A 14,459-nucleotide genomic window follows, 5' to 3' on the forward strand; every position below is an offset into this window, starting at 1 on the left:
CACCGGCTGACCAGCCGCACGAAAACTTCGTCTTCCCTGAAGAGGTTCTGCCCCGTGGTAACGCTCTCTAATCCCGGTCTTGGCGCCACTGGCGGCAAAGACCTTCCCTCCACCGGGTATGCCTGGTGGTCCGGCAACGCCCGCCTGATCAACCTGTCCGGCCGTCTGCTTGGTGCCCACGTGGCCCACGCTGGTCTGATGGTCTTCTGGGCCGGCGCAATGATGCTGTTCGAGGTGAGCCACTTCACCTTCGACAAGCCCATGTACGAGCAGGGCTTCATCTGCATGCCCCACGTTGCCACCCTTGGCTACGGCGTGGGCCCCGGCGGTGAGGTCACTGATCTCTTCCCCTTCTTCGTGGTCGGTGTCCTGCACCTGATCAGCTCCGCCGTGCTCGGCCTCGGCGGCCTTTATCACGCCCTGCGTGGTCCGGAGATCCTGGAGAACTATTCCTCCTTCTTCTCCCAGGACTGGCGTGACAAGAACCAGATGACCAACATCATTGGTTATCACCTCATCCTTCTGGGCGTCGGCTGCCTGCTGCTGGTCTTCAAGGCCATGTTCTTCGGCGGCGTCTACGACACCTGGGCCCCCGGCGGCGGTGACGTCCGCATGATCACCAACCCGACCCTCGATCCGGGCGTGATCTTCGGTTACCTGTTCCGCGCTCCCTTCGGTGGCGAGGGCTGGATCATCGGTGTGAACTCCATGGAGGACATCATCGGTGGCCACATCTGGCTGGGTCTGACCCTGATCTTCGGTGGCATCTGGCACGCCATCACCAAGCCTTTCGGCTGGGTGCGTCGTGCCTTCATCTGGAACGGTGAGGCCTACCTGAGCTACAGCCTTGGCGCTCTGAGCTTCATGAGCTTCATCGCTTCGGCCTACATCTGGTTCAACAACACCGCTTATCCCTCCGAGTTCTGGGGCCCCACCAACGCTGAGGCATCCCAGGCTCAGAGCTTCACCTTCCTGGTGCGTGACCAGCGCCTTGGCGCCAACATCGGTTCCGCCATGGGCCCCACCGGCCTTGGTAAGTACCTGATGCGCTCACCCACCGGTGAAATCATCTTCGGCGGTGAAACCATGCGCTTCTGGGACTTCCGTGGTCCCTGGCTGGAGCCCCTGCGTGGCCCCAACGGTCTCAGCCTCGACAAGCTGCAGAACGACATTCAGCCCTGGCAAGTGCGCCGTGCGGCTGAGTACATGACCCACGCTCCCAACGCCTCGATCAACTCCGTGGGCGGCATCATCACCGAGCCCAACTCGGTGAACTACGTGAACCTCCGCCAGTGGCTGGGTGCAACGCAGTTCGTGCTCGCCTTCTTCTTCCTGGTTGGTCACCTCTGGCACGCCGGCCGCGCTCGCGCTGCTGCTGCTGGATTCGAGAAAGGCATCGACCGCAAGGCTGAGCCTGTGCTCGGCATGCCCGACCTCGACTGATCCAACGGTTCAACCCAAACGATCGTCATCAACCCTCGCCACACGGCGGGGGTTTTTTGTTGGGATGGGAGAGGCGATTTCTTAGCCTGTCCGAATCGATGGATCGTCCGTGAACACAGGCCTGAACACCCGGGTGATCCACCACGGCGACAGCTTTGCGGGAGACACCGGCACGGTGATGCCGCCGATCTTCCCCACCAGCACCTTTGCCCATGGCAACGCTGGCGGATTTGATTACACCCGTTCCGGCAACCCCAACTTCCGCATCCTTGATGGGGTGCTCGCTTCGGTTGAAGGTTGCGCCCACGCCACCGTGTTCGCCTCCGGCGTCAGCGCCATCACCGCCGTGGTCTCCCAGCTGAAGCAGGGCGATCTGGTGCTCTGCGAAGAGAACCTCTACGGCTGCACCGTGCGGCTGTTCGAGCAGGTGTTCGCCAAGTTCGGCCTGAAAACCGCTTGGGTGGACTTCACCCAGCCAGCCGCACTCGAGCAGATCAAAGCCCAGAAGCCGGCGATGGTGTGGCTGGAGAGCCCGACCAACCCTCTGCTCAAGGTGATCGACCTGGAGGCGGTCTGCGCCATCACCCAACCCCTCGGCATCCCCGTGGTGGTGGACAACACCTTCGCCACCGCCCTGGTGCAGCGCCCTCTGGAGCTGGGCGCCACCCTCTCACTTACCAGCACGACAAAGTACATCAACGGCCACTCCGATGCCCTCGGGGGAGCCGTGTGCACCAACGATCCTGAGTGGCACCAAAAAATGGTGTTCTCCCAGAAGGCCCTGGGCCTGCAGCCCTCCCCCTTTGATTGCTGGCTGATCACGCGGGGCATCAAGACCCTGCCGCTGCGGCTCAAGCAGCAGATGGCCAATGCCGCGGCCCTGGCCGATCAGCTGGCGGGGCACGCCAAGGTGAACTGGGTGCGTTACCCACACCGCAGTGATCACCCCCAGCATCAGGTGGCAACCCGTCAGATGCGTGCCGGTGGCGCCATCGTGACGGTGAGCTTCAACGCCAGCCAGGAGCAGACCTATGCCCTCTGCAAACAACTGCGCTGGTTCACCATGGCTGAAAGCCTGGGCGGCATCGAAAGCCTGATCTGCCACCCCGCCACCATGACCCACGCGGCGGTATCCGCCGAGGTGAAGGCCAAGCTGGGCATCGACGACGGCCTGGTGCGCTTCTCGGTGGGCTGCGAAGACCTCGCCGATCTGCAGGCCGATCTGGACCAGGCCCTGGAGCTGCTGGCGTGAGTCCCCGCAATCTGCTCAGCGATCCGGCCTGGCAGGGCCCTGATCTCGGTCATCCCTTGCCCGACTCCCCCCATGCGGTGTCTGTGGCGCTGCCGCGCTGGCGCGATGTGGTCGCCTACGAAGAGAAGGATCCGGCCTGCCGCGATGCCCTGCAGACGATCTATCCCCGCTTCGGCCTGCATCCGCTGATCCGACAACTGGTTCAGCCTTCGGAACTTGCAGGCACCACGGTCTGGCCCTACCCCACCGAAGCGGCAGCCCAGGCAGCCCTGGCCCACTGCCAACGCAAGGCACCGGAGAGCCGCTCGGAGCTGATTGCCATTGCTGGGCTGACCTGCCTGCGCAGTGATGCAGCGGCGAGCGCCCATGCCAAAGCGTTCTGGCAGCACACCGGCCTGGGCCTCTCCTCCCGCCAGGCCGCCATCGCACTGGGGAAGGAGACGGCCCCCAGCAGCACATCCGGCGACGCGGCCCGCGAGCTGATTCGAAAGCGTCTGGCTGGCATCCATGGCGTCGACGCCCAGCAGATCAGCCTGCATCCAGCGGGAATGGCCGGCCTGTATGCGGCCCTCAGCGCCATCCAGACGCTGCGGCCGGGGAAGCCCACGCTGCAGCTGGGCTTCCCCTATGTGGATGTGCTGAAGCAGCCTCAGGTGGTGTTTCACGGTGGCGAGCTGTTGCAACCGCAGAGCCTCGCCGAGGTGGAAGCGGCCCTGGATCAGCTCCAGCCGGCGGCCGTGATTGTGGAGCTGCCCAGCAATCCGCTGCTGCGCTGCATGGATCTGCCGGGCGTGTCGGCCCTGGCCCGCAGCCGCGGCATTCCAGTTATTGCCGATGACACGATCGGCACCGGCATCAACCTCAACGCCCTGCCCTACGCCGATCTGATCTTCACCTCGCTCACCAAGAGCTTCGCCGGCCGCGGTGATGTGATGGCGGGCAGTGTGCTGGTGAGCCCACAGTCGCCCTGGGCGGCCTACCTGCTGGCGGCGGTTCCAGCCATCGCCCCCCTCAGCGATGCCGATGCCATCGCCCTGGAGATCGCCAGCCGGGATGTGCTCCAGCGGGTGCCGCAACTCGATGCGAACGCCCTGCTTCTGGCGGAACGGCTCGAAGCCCATCCAGCCGTGAAGCGGGTGCTGCATCCAAAGAGCTGCCCCAACTTCCGCGCCTTGATGCGCAGCGGAGCTGGCCACGGCTGCCTGCTCTCTTTTGAACTGAAGGGAGGCCAAGAGCACTCCAAACGGGTTTACGACGCGCTTCGGATCAGCAAAGGCCCCAGCCTTGGCACCGATTTCAGTCTGGTGTGCCCCTACACCCAGCTGGCCCACTACGACGAACTGAGCTGGGCGGAGCAATGCGGTGTGCCGGCTGATCTGCTCCGGGTGTCCGTCGGTCTGGAAGACCCCGAGGCACTGTGGATGCGATTTGAGCAAGCGTTTGCTGACGAAGAGTCCGGTGAGACTCTGAAAAAGCCCTTAACAACCGGGTGAGGAGAGGCTTTCGATCATTAGTTTGTTTTCTTCGGGCCCCTCTACAGCAGCTCCATGTCCCGCATTTACGACGACAACAGCCAGGCCATCGGCAACACCCCGCTGGTCAAGCTGAACAACGTCACCAAAAACTGCAAGGCCACTGTGCTGGCCAAGGTTGAGGGGCGCAACCCCGCCTACAGCGTCAAATGCCGGATCGGCGCCAACATGATCTGGGACGCAGAAAAGAGCGGAAAGCTCACCAAGGGCAAGGTGATTGTTGAGCCCACCTCCGGCAACACCGGCATCGCTCTGGCCTTCACCGCCGCAGCCCGCGGGTACAAGCTGATCCTGACGATGCCCGAGTCGATGTCGATCGAGCGGCGTCGGGTCATGGCCGTGCTCGGGGCTGAACTGATCCTCACCGAGGCCGCCAAAGGAATGCCCGGCGCGATCGCCAAGGCCAAGGAAATCGCTGATAGCGATCCGGCCAAGTACTTCATGCCCGGCCAGTTCGACAATCCCGCCAACCCCGAAATCCACTTCAAGACCACCGGTCCTGAAATCTGGAACGACTGCGATGGCGCCATTGACGTGCTCGTGGCCGGCGTCGGCACCGGTGGAACCATCACCGGCGTCTCCCGTTACATCAAGAATGAAGCGGGCAAGGCGATCGAATCTGTGGCCGTTGAACCGACCAACAGCCCGGTGATCACCCAGACCATGAACGGTGAGGCCGTCAAACCCGGTCCCCACAAAATCCAGGGCATCGGTGCCGGCTTCATCCCCCAGAACCTCGACCTCTCCGTGGTTGACAAGGTGGAGCAGGTGACCAACGAGGAGTCCGTTGCCATGGCCCTGCGCCTGGCCCAGGAGGAAGGCCTGCTGGTGGGCATCTCCTGCGGTGCCGCCGCTGCAGCCGCCATTCGTCTGGCCGAGAAAGATGAGTACGCCGGCAAAACCATCGTGGTGGTGCTGCCCGACCTGGCCGAGCGTTACCTCTCCTCGGTGATGTTTGCTGAAGTGCCGACCGGCATCATCGAGCAACCGGTGGCTGTCTGAGCTGGCTCCACCAGAAGCCTTGGCCCCGTCGTTGACGGGGCTTTTTTTATGGCCTCACCGTGAACCGTTCAGGTCTCAGCGTGCTGGTGGGCGGGCCTGGGGCTGCACCGCCGCTGCATCAATCCACATGGCATCGCCATAGGAGAAGAAGCGATAGCTCCTTTCAATCGCTTCGGCGTAGAGCTTCAACAGGGTTTCCCGGCCGATCAGGGCACTCACCAACAGCAGCAGAGAGCTTTTGGGCAGATGGAAGTTGGTGAGCAGGGCTTGAATCACCTTGAACTGATAGCCCGGCTGAATCACCAGATCCACCGGCCCGGTGTAGGGCTTGAGAACACCGCCATGGGCTTGAGCGGCCCCCTCCAGGGCACGAACACTCGTGGTTCCCACCGCAATCACCCGGCCTCGACAAGCCTGCACCGACTCCACCACAGCAGGGCTGACATCCACCCATTCACTGTGCAACTCCAAGGCGGTGAGGTCTTCCGTTTCAACGGGGCGAAAGGTGCCGAGGCCCACATGCAGGGTGATCCGGGCCAGATCCACCCCTTTCTTCTGCAAGCCCGCCAGCAGTTCATCACTGAAATGCAACCCCGCCGTCGGGGCGGCCACCGCACCGGGGCGGTCGGCGTAACGGGTCTGATAGCGCTGGCTGTCGCTGGGGTCGTGCCGTTCGATGTAGGGCGGTAGAGGCACCTCGCCCACGTCATTGAGCAAACCCTCAATGGTTTCGGCATCCCTGCAATCACTGGGGAACTGCACCACCCGTCCACCACTGGCGGGGTCTTCTGCAAGCACCGTCAGGCTGATCGAAGTGCCATCAATCGTGAGGCTGTCGCCGGGCCGCATGCGCTTGGCAGGACGGGCCAGGCAAAGCCAGCGGCCCTCCCCCCGCGGCTCCAGCACCAGCAACTCGGACAGCCCACCCCCGGAACGACGCACCGCCAGGCGGGCCTTCAACACCCGGGTGTCGTTCACCACCAGCAGATCACCAGGCTGCAGCTGCTCGAGCAGATCCCACACCTGGCCGTGAGCAGCATCCATTGATGGCTCCCCCTGGGGGGGAACCATCAACAAGCGAGCGCTGTGGCGGGGCTCAACCGGTGCCTGAGCGATGCGCTCAGGTGGCAGCGGGTAGTCGTAGCTGCTGAGTTGCAGGTCCCTGGGGTCAGGCACGCGGGCGACCGATCAGAGCGCCAGGCTTTCTGGACGGTTCTCGATCAGATCGGCAAGATCCTTCAGGAATGCGGCACCGTCGGCGCCGTAAATCACGCGATGATCCGCCGTCAGGTTCACCTGCATCTGACGCTTGACGGCGATGGAGCCGTCCTTGTTCGCCACCACCGTGGGGCGTGATGCAGCGACGGCGAGAATGGCCCCGGTGCCTGGGGGAAGGATCGCGTCGAAGCGATCAACACCGAACATGCCGAGGTTGGAGAGGGTGAAGGTGCCCGTGGAATACTCCTCCGGCTGCAGCTGCTTGCTGCGGGAGCGCTTGACCAGATCACCCCACTGACGAGACATCTCGTAGAGATCGGTGCGATCGGCATTGCGCAGCACCGGCGTGATCAAGCCACCGTCTTCCATCGCCACAGCGACAGCCACGTTCACGTCGGCTGGATAGGCCATGCCGGCAGCGGTGGTGGCGGCATTCACCTGGGGGTGACGCGCCAGGGTGACGGCCACAGCCTTGGCCAGCAGAGCCGTCATCGTGACGCCCTTGGGCTTTACCTGTTTGTAGAAGGCATCCAGCTTGTCGGTGGTGATGGTGTAACCAACGCGGAAGCAGGGAACCGCAAGGCTCGCCTCCATGTTTTTGTTCACCGCACCCTGGAGGGTGTTGAAGGCCACGGTCTCGCCGGGCCGACCAAAGCTATTGCCCGCCGGAGCCAACGGGGCCGCTGATGCTGCTGCTGCTGCGCCAGCCGAGGAAGCAGCGGGGGCCGTTCCTTCCGCCACCCTGGGCACGGAGATGGGCTGACCGGAGGCTTGCTCCACGTCTTCGGCCTGAATCCGGCCGTGGGGGCCGCTGCCGCGCACGGTGGCCAGGTCCACACCCATCTGGGAGGCCAGCTTCTTGGCCCGGGGGCTGGCCACGATGCGACCGTCGTTCACCACCGGTGCCGACGGTGCAGGGGCAGCAACAGGTGCCGGGGCCGGGGCAGGAGTCGGAGCTGGGGTCTGAACCGCAGCTGGCGTGGGCGCCGGAGCCGGTGCAGGGGCGGGCGCCGCAGCAGGAGCGCTGGGGGCCTTGGCCTGCGCGTCGGCGATCTCAGCCTCGGTTTCGACAATCAAACCGATGGTTTCGCCCACCGGTGCCGTGCTGCCAGCAGGCATCAGGACCGCTGCGAGGTAGCCGTCCTGGAACGACTCAACGTCCATGTCCGCTTTGTCGGACTCAACGACAAGAACCGACTCGCCCCGAGCCACCTTGTCTCCGGGCTGTTTCAGCCACTCCACGATCTTCCCCTCCGTCATGGTGGAGCTGAGGGCAGGCATGAAGATGTCCGTGGTCGCCAAAACCGTCTCCGGGAGGGCAGATCAGGGGAGTTTACGAGTCAGCAGAGGCAAGCCGATCAGGCTTCCTCAATCGACTGCACAACGCCATCCTTCACAACGATGGCCACCTGCATCTTCTGCACCAGGTTGTCGCCGACCTTCAGCTCACAGCTGCTCTCCAGCTGACCCTGCTCAACGATCTGGTCCATCTCCAGCTCACGCACCTGGGCCTGCTGCTGAAGCAGGTTGCGCTTCTGCTCCTCCAGCTCGGCGCGCTTGGCCGCCACCTGCTGTTGGATCTGCGCCACCTGATCCTGCACACGGGGATCCAGGGGGTTGGCGCTCTGACGACGCACCTGGTCCACCACGTCCTGACCTTCCTGTTCCAGCTGTGCCAGCTGTTGGTCAGCGGTGGCAATGCCATTGCTGAGCTCGCGCTCTGCTTCTTCTTTCCAGGTGGGCGTCACGACGGCGCGGACGGTGATCGGACGCTTGATCGTCAGGGAAGTGCCGTCGGACATGGGTTCTTGGGAGACGGCCAAAGCGTGTCAGCCCTTTCACGCGGGGTCAATCACCGGACAACCGACCACCCCCCAAGCCTCATCAGCCGCGTTCAACGTCCGTAGAGGGCATCGATCAACTGCTGATCGCGGCTGGTGATGCGATCACGGCGCTGCTTGAGGGTCTGGGTCAGGAGTCCGTTTTCAATGCTGAAGGGGTCCACAAGCACCACCCCCGCCAGCCGTTCATCACTGCGGGAGCCCGACCGCTGCTTGAGCAAGCGGTTGCATTCGCGCATCAACAAGCGCAGCAGGGCCGGATCACCGGGTTGGCCGCCCAGATCCTGCGCCACGCTCACGCCGGCTTCTGCCGCCCAGGCCACGATCGCCTCAGCACGGGGAACGATCAGGCCACCGAGCTGGCGTTCGTCCTGACCCACCATCATCACCTGCTCGATCAGGGGGCTGGCCACCAGGGCCTCTTCCAGGGGGCCGGGCTCGATGTTCTCGCCACTGCTCAACACAATCGTGTCCTTGGCCCGGCCGGTGAGGGCCACCGAACCATCCGGCAAAAGCATGCCGAGATCGCCGGTGTCAAACCATCCCGCGGCATCGAGAACCTTGGCGCTGGCCTCGGGTTTGCCGAGGTAGCCCGCCATCACCTGGGGGCCCCGCACCATCACCCGCCCCCGTTGCCGGAAGCCCAGGGGCTGACCGTTGTCGGGATCGACGATCCGGAATTCGGTCTGGGGCATCGGCAGCCCGGAGCTGCCGCGGATGTTGCGCCAGGGCCTGCGGCAACTCACCACAGGGCTGGTTTCGGTGAGGCCATATCCCACCAGCAGCTCAATCCCCAAGGCTTCAAAAAAGGCATCGATGTGGGGCGCGATGGCACCGCCACCACTGATCGGATAGGCGAGCTGACCGCCACTGAGCTGGCGACGCAGCTTCGGCCAGATCAAGGTCGAGGCCAGGGCATGCAGGGGCCAGCGCAGGGCAGCGGAGCCGCAGGCACGCAGCCTGCCGGAGGCTGACACCGGTTCCAGCAGGAGGTTGCGTGCCGTTCGCACGGCTTTGCGCTGGGCAGCGCTGTTGGCCAATGCCGCCCGCAGCAGGCGCTGCCGGGAGGGGGGGAAGGTCTTGAGCACATCCTCAAATCCAGCCTGAACCGCCTCCCAGAGCCTCGGCACGGTGGCCATCGCGATCGGCCGGACCCGCGGCAGATCCTTCTTCAGTTGCTTGATGGTTGTGTAGGTCTGCGTGCAGCCGCAGGAGAGGAAGAAGTAGCTGGCACTGCGCTCGTAGGCATGCCAGATGGGCAACACACTCAGCACCGGAGCACCGGGCTCGGGATAGGCCACACAGGCCAGTGAGCTCATCTGATGCAGCAGGTTGGCGTGGGTCAAAGGGACCCCTTTGGGTTGGCCGGTCGTGCCCGAGGTGTACAGAACAGTGGCAACGGCGTCTCGCCCCCCCGCCGGGCCAACGGGATCAAGGCCGGCCCCTGACGCCAGAAACGCCTCCCAACCCATGGCGCCCTCGGGAGGCTCCCCTTCCAGCTGAAGCACAAAACGCAGCTGAGCCCTTTGCTCTGGGGGAAGGGCCAGACGACGCCACACATCAGCGTTCTGCACCACCAGGGCCGTCGCCCGGCAATCCGAAAGGATGTAGCGCAGCTCCTCCACCGGGGCCGAGGCACCGCGCACGGCATCAGCTGCACCGGCACGCATCAGGCCCTGATCCGCCACCAGCCAGCGGGGGCTGTTCTCAGCAAACAGAGCCACCACATCCCCATCCTTCACGCCATGGCGCCGAAAGGCGGCAGCAGCGGTGGCGATGCGCTCCGCCAGTTCGCCGAAATTGAAGCGTTCGGGATGCGCCGCATGGGGCGCATCGACGGCGGCAATCAGCCCGTGGCGGTTGGCGAGCCAGGGCCACACCGCATCGACCCTCTGCAACTTCTGAACATGGGCATGACGCTGCAAAGCGTCCGTTTCACGGGTTGTCGGGCTCCAGCTGGCCGTCATCCGAGGCAGGGGTTCAAACAGCTCAGGTCTATCTCGCTTCCTCCTCCCAGACCAGACCGAAACGATGGGCCAGGGCTTGCCGCAGCAACGGCTGCACCTCAGCCGACGTCAGCCCTGGCAACCAGTCCGCAAGCCGCCCAACCGCACGACCGGTGAGCCCACAGGGGGTGACTCGCTCAAACCCCTGCATCGAGCAATCAACGTTGAGGGCCAGGCCGTGCTGGGTGATCCAGCGGCGACAGCCCACACCGATGGCGGCGACCTTGCGGTTGTCCAACCAGAGGCCGGTCAACCCCGGCAGACGCTGACCCTCCAGGCCCAACTCCGCCAGAACATCCAGAACGACTTGTTCCAACTGACGCAGATACCAGTGCAAATCGGGCGTGCGGCGCTGAAGGTCCAACACCGGGTAGGCCACCAGTTGGCCGGGCAGGTGATGGGTCACCTCCCCGCCCCGATCGATCCGATACAGGGGTGCCGGTGGGTCAGCGGGATCGAAATGCAGGTGCTCCTCGCTGGCACCACGACCGAGGGTGTAACAGGTCTGGTGCTGCAGGATCCAGACCGCCTCCGGAGCCGATGGATCAGCAAGAAGAGTGCTCTGCCAGCGCTGTTGCGCCGACCAGGCGGCATCGAATCGAACCGGATCACCGGGCTCGAAAAGAAATGCACGCTGGGGGTGGGCCGAATCGTGCGCCGTATCTAGCTTGCCGATAACAACCGGCACAGGAGTGAGGCATGAAGTTGCTGATCCATGGTCGCAACCTCGAGATCACGCCGGCGTTGCGGGATTACACCCAAACCAAGTTGGAGCGGGCCACATCGCACTTCGGTGATGCTGTTCGCGAGGCCGACGTCCATCTCTCCGTGGCCCGCAATCCCCGGGTGCCGCAGCAGACCGCCGAGGTGACGGTCTTTGCCAACGGCACGGTGATCCGCGCCCAGGAACGCAGTGAAAACCTGTACGCCAGCATCGATCTGGCCGCTGGGAAACTGGCCCGCCAACTGCGTCGCTGGAAGGAACGCCACAGCGATCACCACCACAGCCACGGCCACAGCGCCAGCCACACCCCCAGCACGGATGTGGTCAACGATGCATCCACCGTTGAAGCCTCCCTTCTGCAAGGGCGTGAGGCGGAACTGCCGGATCCGGGAGTGCGACGCAAATATTTCGCCATGCCGCCCATGGGCCTTGAGGAGGCACGCCGCCAACTGGATCTGATCGACCACGACTTCTATCTGTTCCGGGAGAAGGAGAGCGATCAGCTGCAGGTGATCTACCGCCGCAACCACGGTGGGTATGGGGTGATTCAGGCTCGTGAGTGACCTCCCGGCCCGCCATGGCTGATCCAGCCCAAGAGCTCCCCGACCTCCCCCCCCGGCTTGATCAGGCGATCCTCGACCCCCTGCTGACCCGGGACCAGCTCCAAGCCCTCTGTGATTCCGGGATGCAGGAGGGCGTGCGGGCCATCTGCACCACACCGCGTCAGCTGCCGCTGCTGCGGGAACGCATAGGGACCACCGACGCAGGTCCTCGCCTGGTGGCGGCAATCGGCTTTCCCTTCGGAACCATTCCCGCTGAGCTCAAGCTGGCGGAAGCGGAGTGGTGTGCCGCCCATGGCGCCCAGGAACTCGATGTCGTGCCCGATTTCAGCGCTTTGGCGAACGGCGATTCAGGCGCGTTTGCCGAGGAACTCGCCGCCCTCTGCGAGCTGGGGCTTCCCGTGCGGGCCGTCCTGGACATGGCCCGTCTGGAGAATGAACAGCTGGAACTGGCCGTGGAGGCCGCCATTGATGCTGGAGCTTCGGGACTGCAGACCAGCAACGGCTTTGGCCCGGCTTGCCATGCCGATCAGATCCTTGCGTTGAAACAGCTGATCCGCAAACGCTGCGCCATCAAGGCAGCCGGTGGCATCCACAGCCTCAGCCATGCAGGAGACCTGCTGTTGGCGGGGGCCGATCTGCTGGGCACCAGCAGCGCGCCGGCTCTTCTGCAGGCCCAGCGCCGCCCCGCGGCCTGAATGGCAGAACGACGCCTCACCGGACTCGCCCTCAAGGTGGGACCCCTCGGCGAGCACGACCGCCTGCTGAGCCTGCTCAGTGATGCGGAGGGCGTCAGTCGCTTCGCCGTTCCCGGAGCGCGCCGCCCCAAGAGCAGTCTGGCCGCCGCGGCCCCCCTCACCCTGCTGGAACTGCAGGTGGGAGGACGCAGCGGCCTGGCCCGGGTGCGACAACTGCGGGTGCTGCGCAGTTTTTCGGGCCTCGGGCAACAGCTGGAAACCCTGGCTGCGGCGCAGGCGCTTTGTGATCTGTGCCTTCAACTGGCGGCCCAGGACCCTGTGGACGGGCTGCTGGGCACGATACAGCTGCACCTGGAACGCCTGGAGGAGCACCGAGCTGACCCGGAGCTGGTGCTGGCCGGCACGGTCCAGGCCTGCATCCATCTGCTCACCCTGGGGGGTTATGGACTGCCGTTGCAAACCTGCTGCATCACGGGCGATCCCCTCGAGCCACCGCTTGGCCAGTGGGACTGGCGCTGCAGCCTTCTGCCGCAGGACGGCTTTGCGATCGATGAGCAGCCCGGGGCGGCGATTCAGCTGAATCCCTCCGAACTGGCCCTGCTCCAGCGACTGACCCGGGCCGAACTGCCCCGTCGCCGGGACGGTGAGCTGATGGGCCCCCCAGCCGTGTGGCGCCGGCTGCTGCGGGTGGTTGAGATCTGGAGCCGGACGCATCTGAACCGACCCAGCAAAGCCCTGGCCATGCTGCGAGAGACGCTCCTGGCAGGCGCGTGAGCCATCATGGCCGCGATGCAATTGCCCCTTGAGCGGACCGAGCCTCACCACCCCTGAACCCGCTCTGCCTACCGGCAGCAACCCGGAGGGAAAGCGTGGCTTGGAAGCCGTGCTGCGCCTCAAGGACTTCCGCAAACTCTGGCTGGGGCAGATTTTTTCCCAGCTGGCGGACAAGTTCTACATCGTGCTGATGGTCTTCCTAATCGATCAGCACCTGCTGCTGAAGGGGCAGGGAAGCGGCGTGCTGGCGGAGATGGCCTCGGATTACGGCCTCGACATCAGCACACGCACCCAGGTGATCACCCTCCTGGCCACAGGCATCTTTGTGGCCAACACCATCCCGGCCATGCTGCTGGGAACGGTGGCTGGGGTCTGGGCTGACCGCTGGCCCAAGCGTCGGGTGATGGTGGCCAGCAACGCCATCCGAGCCCTGTTGGTGGTGTTCGCACCGCTCTGTCTGCTGCCGGGGCCCATCTGGCTTGGTCTGCCCTGGGGCTATTGGGGGCTGGTGGGCATGACCTTCCTGGAGTCAATCCTGACCCAGTTTTTCGCCCCCTCCGAACAGGCCACGATTCCTGTGGTGGTGCCGGGAGATCACCTGTTAGCGGCCAACTCCCTCTATCAAGCCACCAGCATGGGGGCAACGATCCTGGGCTTCGCGCTGGGGGAACCGATTCTTCGTGCCCTGCACAGCAGCCTGGCGATCATCGGCATCGATGGCGGCGAGTTTCTGCTGCTCCCGCTCTGTTACGGCCTTGCGGCCCTCAGCCTGTCGCGCCTGAAGCTGCAGGAAGCCCCCAAGCCCCCCTCCAATACATCGGTGTGGACGGAGATCGGCGAAGGATTGCAGGTGCTTCGCCGGGTGCCTTCAGTGCGTGGCGCCATGATTCATCTGGTGCTGCTCTACAGCCTGTTGGCAGCGCTTTACGTGTTGGCGCTCCAGCTGGCTGCCCTGATCGAGAACCTGGGGCCCTCAGGCTTTGGTGCCTTGCTGGCCATGAGTGGACTGGGCATGGCAATCGGAGCTGTGGTGATCGCCCAGCTGGGCCATCGGTTCAGCCGCCGCCGGCTCACGGCAGCAGGCCTGGGAACCATCACCTGGACCCTGGTGCTGCTCAGCCAGCTGCGGGGATCCCTGGCCTTCACCCTGAGCCTCTGCGGAATCCTGGGCATCGGAGCAGCTCTGGTGGCGATCCCAGCCCAGACCACGATTCAGGAAGAAACCCCCGAAACCGAGCGCGGCAGGGTGTTTGGACTGCAGAACAACCTGATCAACATCGCCCTGAGCCTGCCGCTGGTGCTGGCGGGCACCTTGGTGAGCAGCATTGGTCTCCAACCGGTGCTGTGGCTGCTGGCGGGGTTGGCTCTGGTGGCAGCGTTGATCGAACGGCCGTGGCAACGCTGCTAAC

The 14,459-nt window shown here is 64.6% G+C and carries 13 protein-coding genes and 1 pseudogene; 9 read left to right on the top strand and 5 right to left on the bottom strand.

Annotation, left to right across the window (positions count from 1 at the left end; all coding sequences use genetic code 11):
- The 5 genes and pseudogenes from DXY04_RS12645 to cysK all read left to right on the top strand — a co-directional run.
- Positions 1 to 71 (top strand): annotated as a pseudogene (locus tag DXY04_RS12645) (photosystem II protein D2); the annotation flags it as partial.
- Positions 55 to 1,443 (top strand): photosystem II reaction center protein CP43, encoded by a 1,389-nt coding sequence (gene psbC, locus DXY04_RS07260; protein ID WP_011364942.1) that lies wholly within the window; start codon positions 55 to 57, stop codon positions 1,441 to 1,443. The pseudogene DXY04_RS12645 and the gene psbC, both read left to right, overlap by 17 nt.
- Positions 1,444 to 1,552: 109 nt before the next feature.
- Entirely contained in the window at positions 1,553 to 2,695 is a 1,143-nt protein-coding gene (locus DXY04_RS07265; protein WP_115161570.1) for a PLP-dependent aspartate aminotransferase family protein, read from the top strand.
- Positions 2,692 to 4,188, top strand: coding sequence for a PLP-dependent transferase (locus tag DXY04_RS07270; RefSeq protein ID WP_115161571.1), 1,497 nt, complete (start codon positions 2,692 to 2,694; stop codon positions 4,186 to 4,188). The genes DXY04_RS07265 and DXY04_RS07270 overlap by 4 nt, the downstream gene beginning before the upstream one ends.
- A 54-nt stretch (positions 4,189 to 4,242) precedes the next feature.
- Positions 4,243 to 5,229, top strand: coding sequence for a cysteine synthase A (cysK, locus tag DXY04_RS07275; RefSeq protein WP_114989385.1), 987 nt, complete (start codon positions 4,243 to 4,245; stop codon positions 5,227 to 5,229).
- A gap of 75 nt (positions 5,230 to 5,304) precedes the next feature.
- Here cysK and queA read toward each other — a convergent pair whose 3' ends face one another.
- From queA to lipB, 5 genes are all read right to left on the bottom strand, one after another.
- Positions 5,305 to 6,405, bottom strand: coding sequence for a tRNA preQ1(34) S-adenosylmethionine ribosyltransferase-isomerase QueA (gene queA / locus DXY04_RS07280; RefSeq protein ID WP_114989386.1), 1,101 nt, complete (start codon positions 6,403 to 6,405; stop codon positions 5,305 to 5,307).
- A 12-nt stretch (positions 6,406 to 6,417) separates the two neighbouring features.
- Positions 6,418 to 7,749 (bottom strand): dihydrolipoamide acetyltransferase family protein, encoded by a 1,332-nt coding sequence (locus DXY04_RS07285; protein WP_115161572.1) that lies wholly within the window; start codon positions 7,747 to 7,749, stop codon positions 6,418 to 6,420.
- A 56-nt stretch (positions 7,750 to 7,805) separates the two neighbouring features.
- The gene (locus tag DXY04_RS07290) at positions 7,806 to 8,249 is read right to left on the bottom strand and encodes a YlqD family protein (protein WP_114989554.1); all 444 of its coding nucleotides are present in this window, start codon (positions 8,247 to 8,249) and stop codon (positions 7,806 to 7,808) included.
- Positions 8,250 to 8,341: 92 nt separating this feature from the next.
- Positions 8,342 to 10,255 (bottom strand): AMP-binding protein, encoded by a 1,914-nt coding sequence (locus DXY04_RS07295; RefSeq protein ID WP_115161573.1) that lies wholly within the window; start codon positions 10,253 to 10,255, stop codon positions 8,342 to 8,344.
- Positions 10,256 to 10,283: 28 nt separating this feature from the next.
- Positions 10,284 to 10,982: a lipoyl(octanoyl) transferase LipB gene (gene lipB, locus DXY04_RS07300; RefSeq protein ID WP_115161574.1), complete on the bottom strand. Its 699-nt coding sequence runs from the start codon at positions 10,980 to 10,982 to the stop codon at positions 10,284 to 10,286.
- A gap of 11 nt (positions 10,983 to 10,993) precedes the next feature.
- Here lipB and hpf point away from each other — a divergent pair, with 11 nt between their 5' ends.
- From hpf to DXY04_RS07320, 4 genes are read left to right on the top strand one after another with little or no spacing between them, the layout of a single operon-like run.
- Positions 10,994 to 11,581, top strand: a complete 588-nt coding sequence (hpf, locus tag DXY04_RS07305; RefSeq protein WP_115010003.1) for a ribosome hibernation-promoting factor, HPF/YfiA family — start codon at positions 10,994 to 10,996, stop codon at positions 11,579 to 11,581.
- 14 nt (positions 11,582 to 11,595) lie between these two features.
- Positions 11,596 to 12,276, top strand: coding sequence for a deoxyribose-phosphate aldolase (gene deoC, locus DXY04_RS07310; protein WP_115161575.1), 681 nt, complete (start codon positions 11,596 to 11,598; stop codon positions 12,274 to 12,276).
- Positions 12,277 to 13,050, top strand: a complete 774-nt coding sequence (gene recO / locus DXY04_RS07315; protein ID WP_115161576.1) for a DNA repair protein RecO — start codon at positions 12,277 to 12,279, stop codon at positions 13,048 to 13,050. It abuts the gene before it with no gap.
- Positions 13,051 to 13,078: 28 nt separating this feature from the next.
- Positions 13,079 to 14,458 carry an MFS transporter gene (locus DXY04_RS07320; RefSeq protein ID WP_115010005.1) on the top strand — a complete coding sequence of 460 codons (1,380 nt, stop codon included), beginning with the start codon at positions 13,079 to 13,081 and terminating at the stop codon, positions 14,456 to 14,458.
- Position 14,459: the final 1 nt, after the last annotated feature.

Origin of the sequence: Synechococcus sp. UW86 (assembly GCF_900474085.1) — a bacterium.
Lineage (GTDB): Bacteria > Cyanobacteriota > Cyanobacteriia > PCC-6307 > Cyanobiaceae > Parasynechococcus.

Coding starts and splice junctions, on each gene's coding strand:
- cysK (WP_114989385.1), top strand. CDS start 4,243: ATGTCCCGCATTTACGACGACAACAGCCAGGCCATCGGCAACACCCCG.
- DXY04_RS07290 (WP_114989554.1), bottom strand. CDS start 8,249: ATGTCCGACGGCACTTCCCTGACGATCAAGCGTCCGATCACCGTCCGC.
- DXY04_RS07295 (WP_115161573.1), bottom strand. CDS start 10,255: ATGACGGCCAGCTGGAGCCCGACAACCCGTGAAACGGACGCTTTGCAG.
- hpf (WP_115010003.1), top strand. CDS start 10,994: ATGAAGTTGCTGATCCATGGTCGCAACCTCGAGATCACGCCGGCGTTG.
- deoC (WP_115161575.1), top strand. CDS start 11,596: ATGGCTGATCCAGCCCAAGAGCTCCCCGACCTCCCCCCCCGGCTTGAT.
- recO (WP_115161576.1), top strand. CDS start 12,277: ATGGCAGAACGACGCCTCACCGGACTCGCCCTCAAGGTGGGACCCCTC.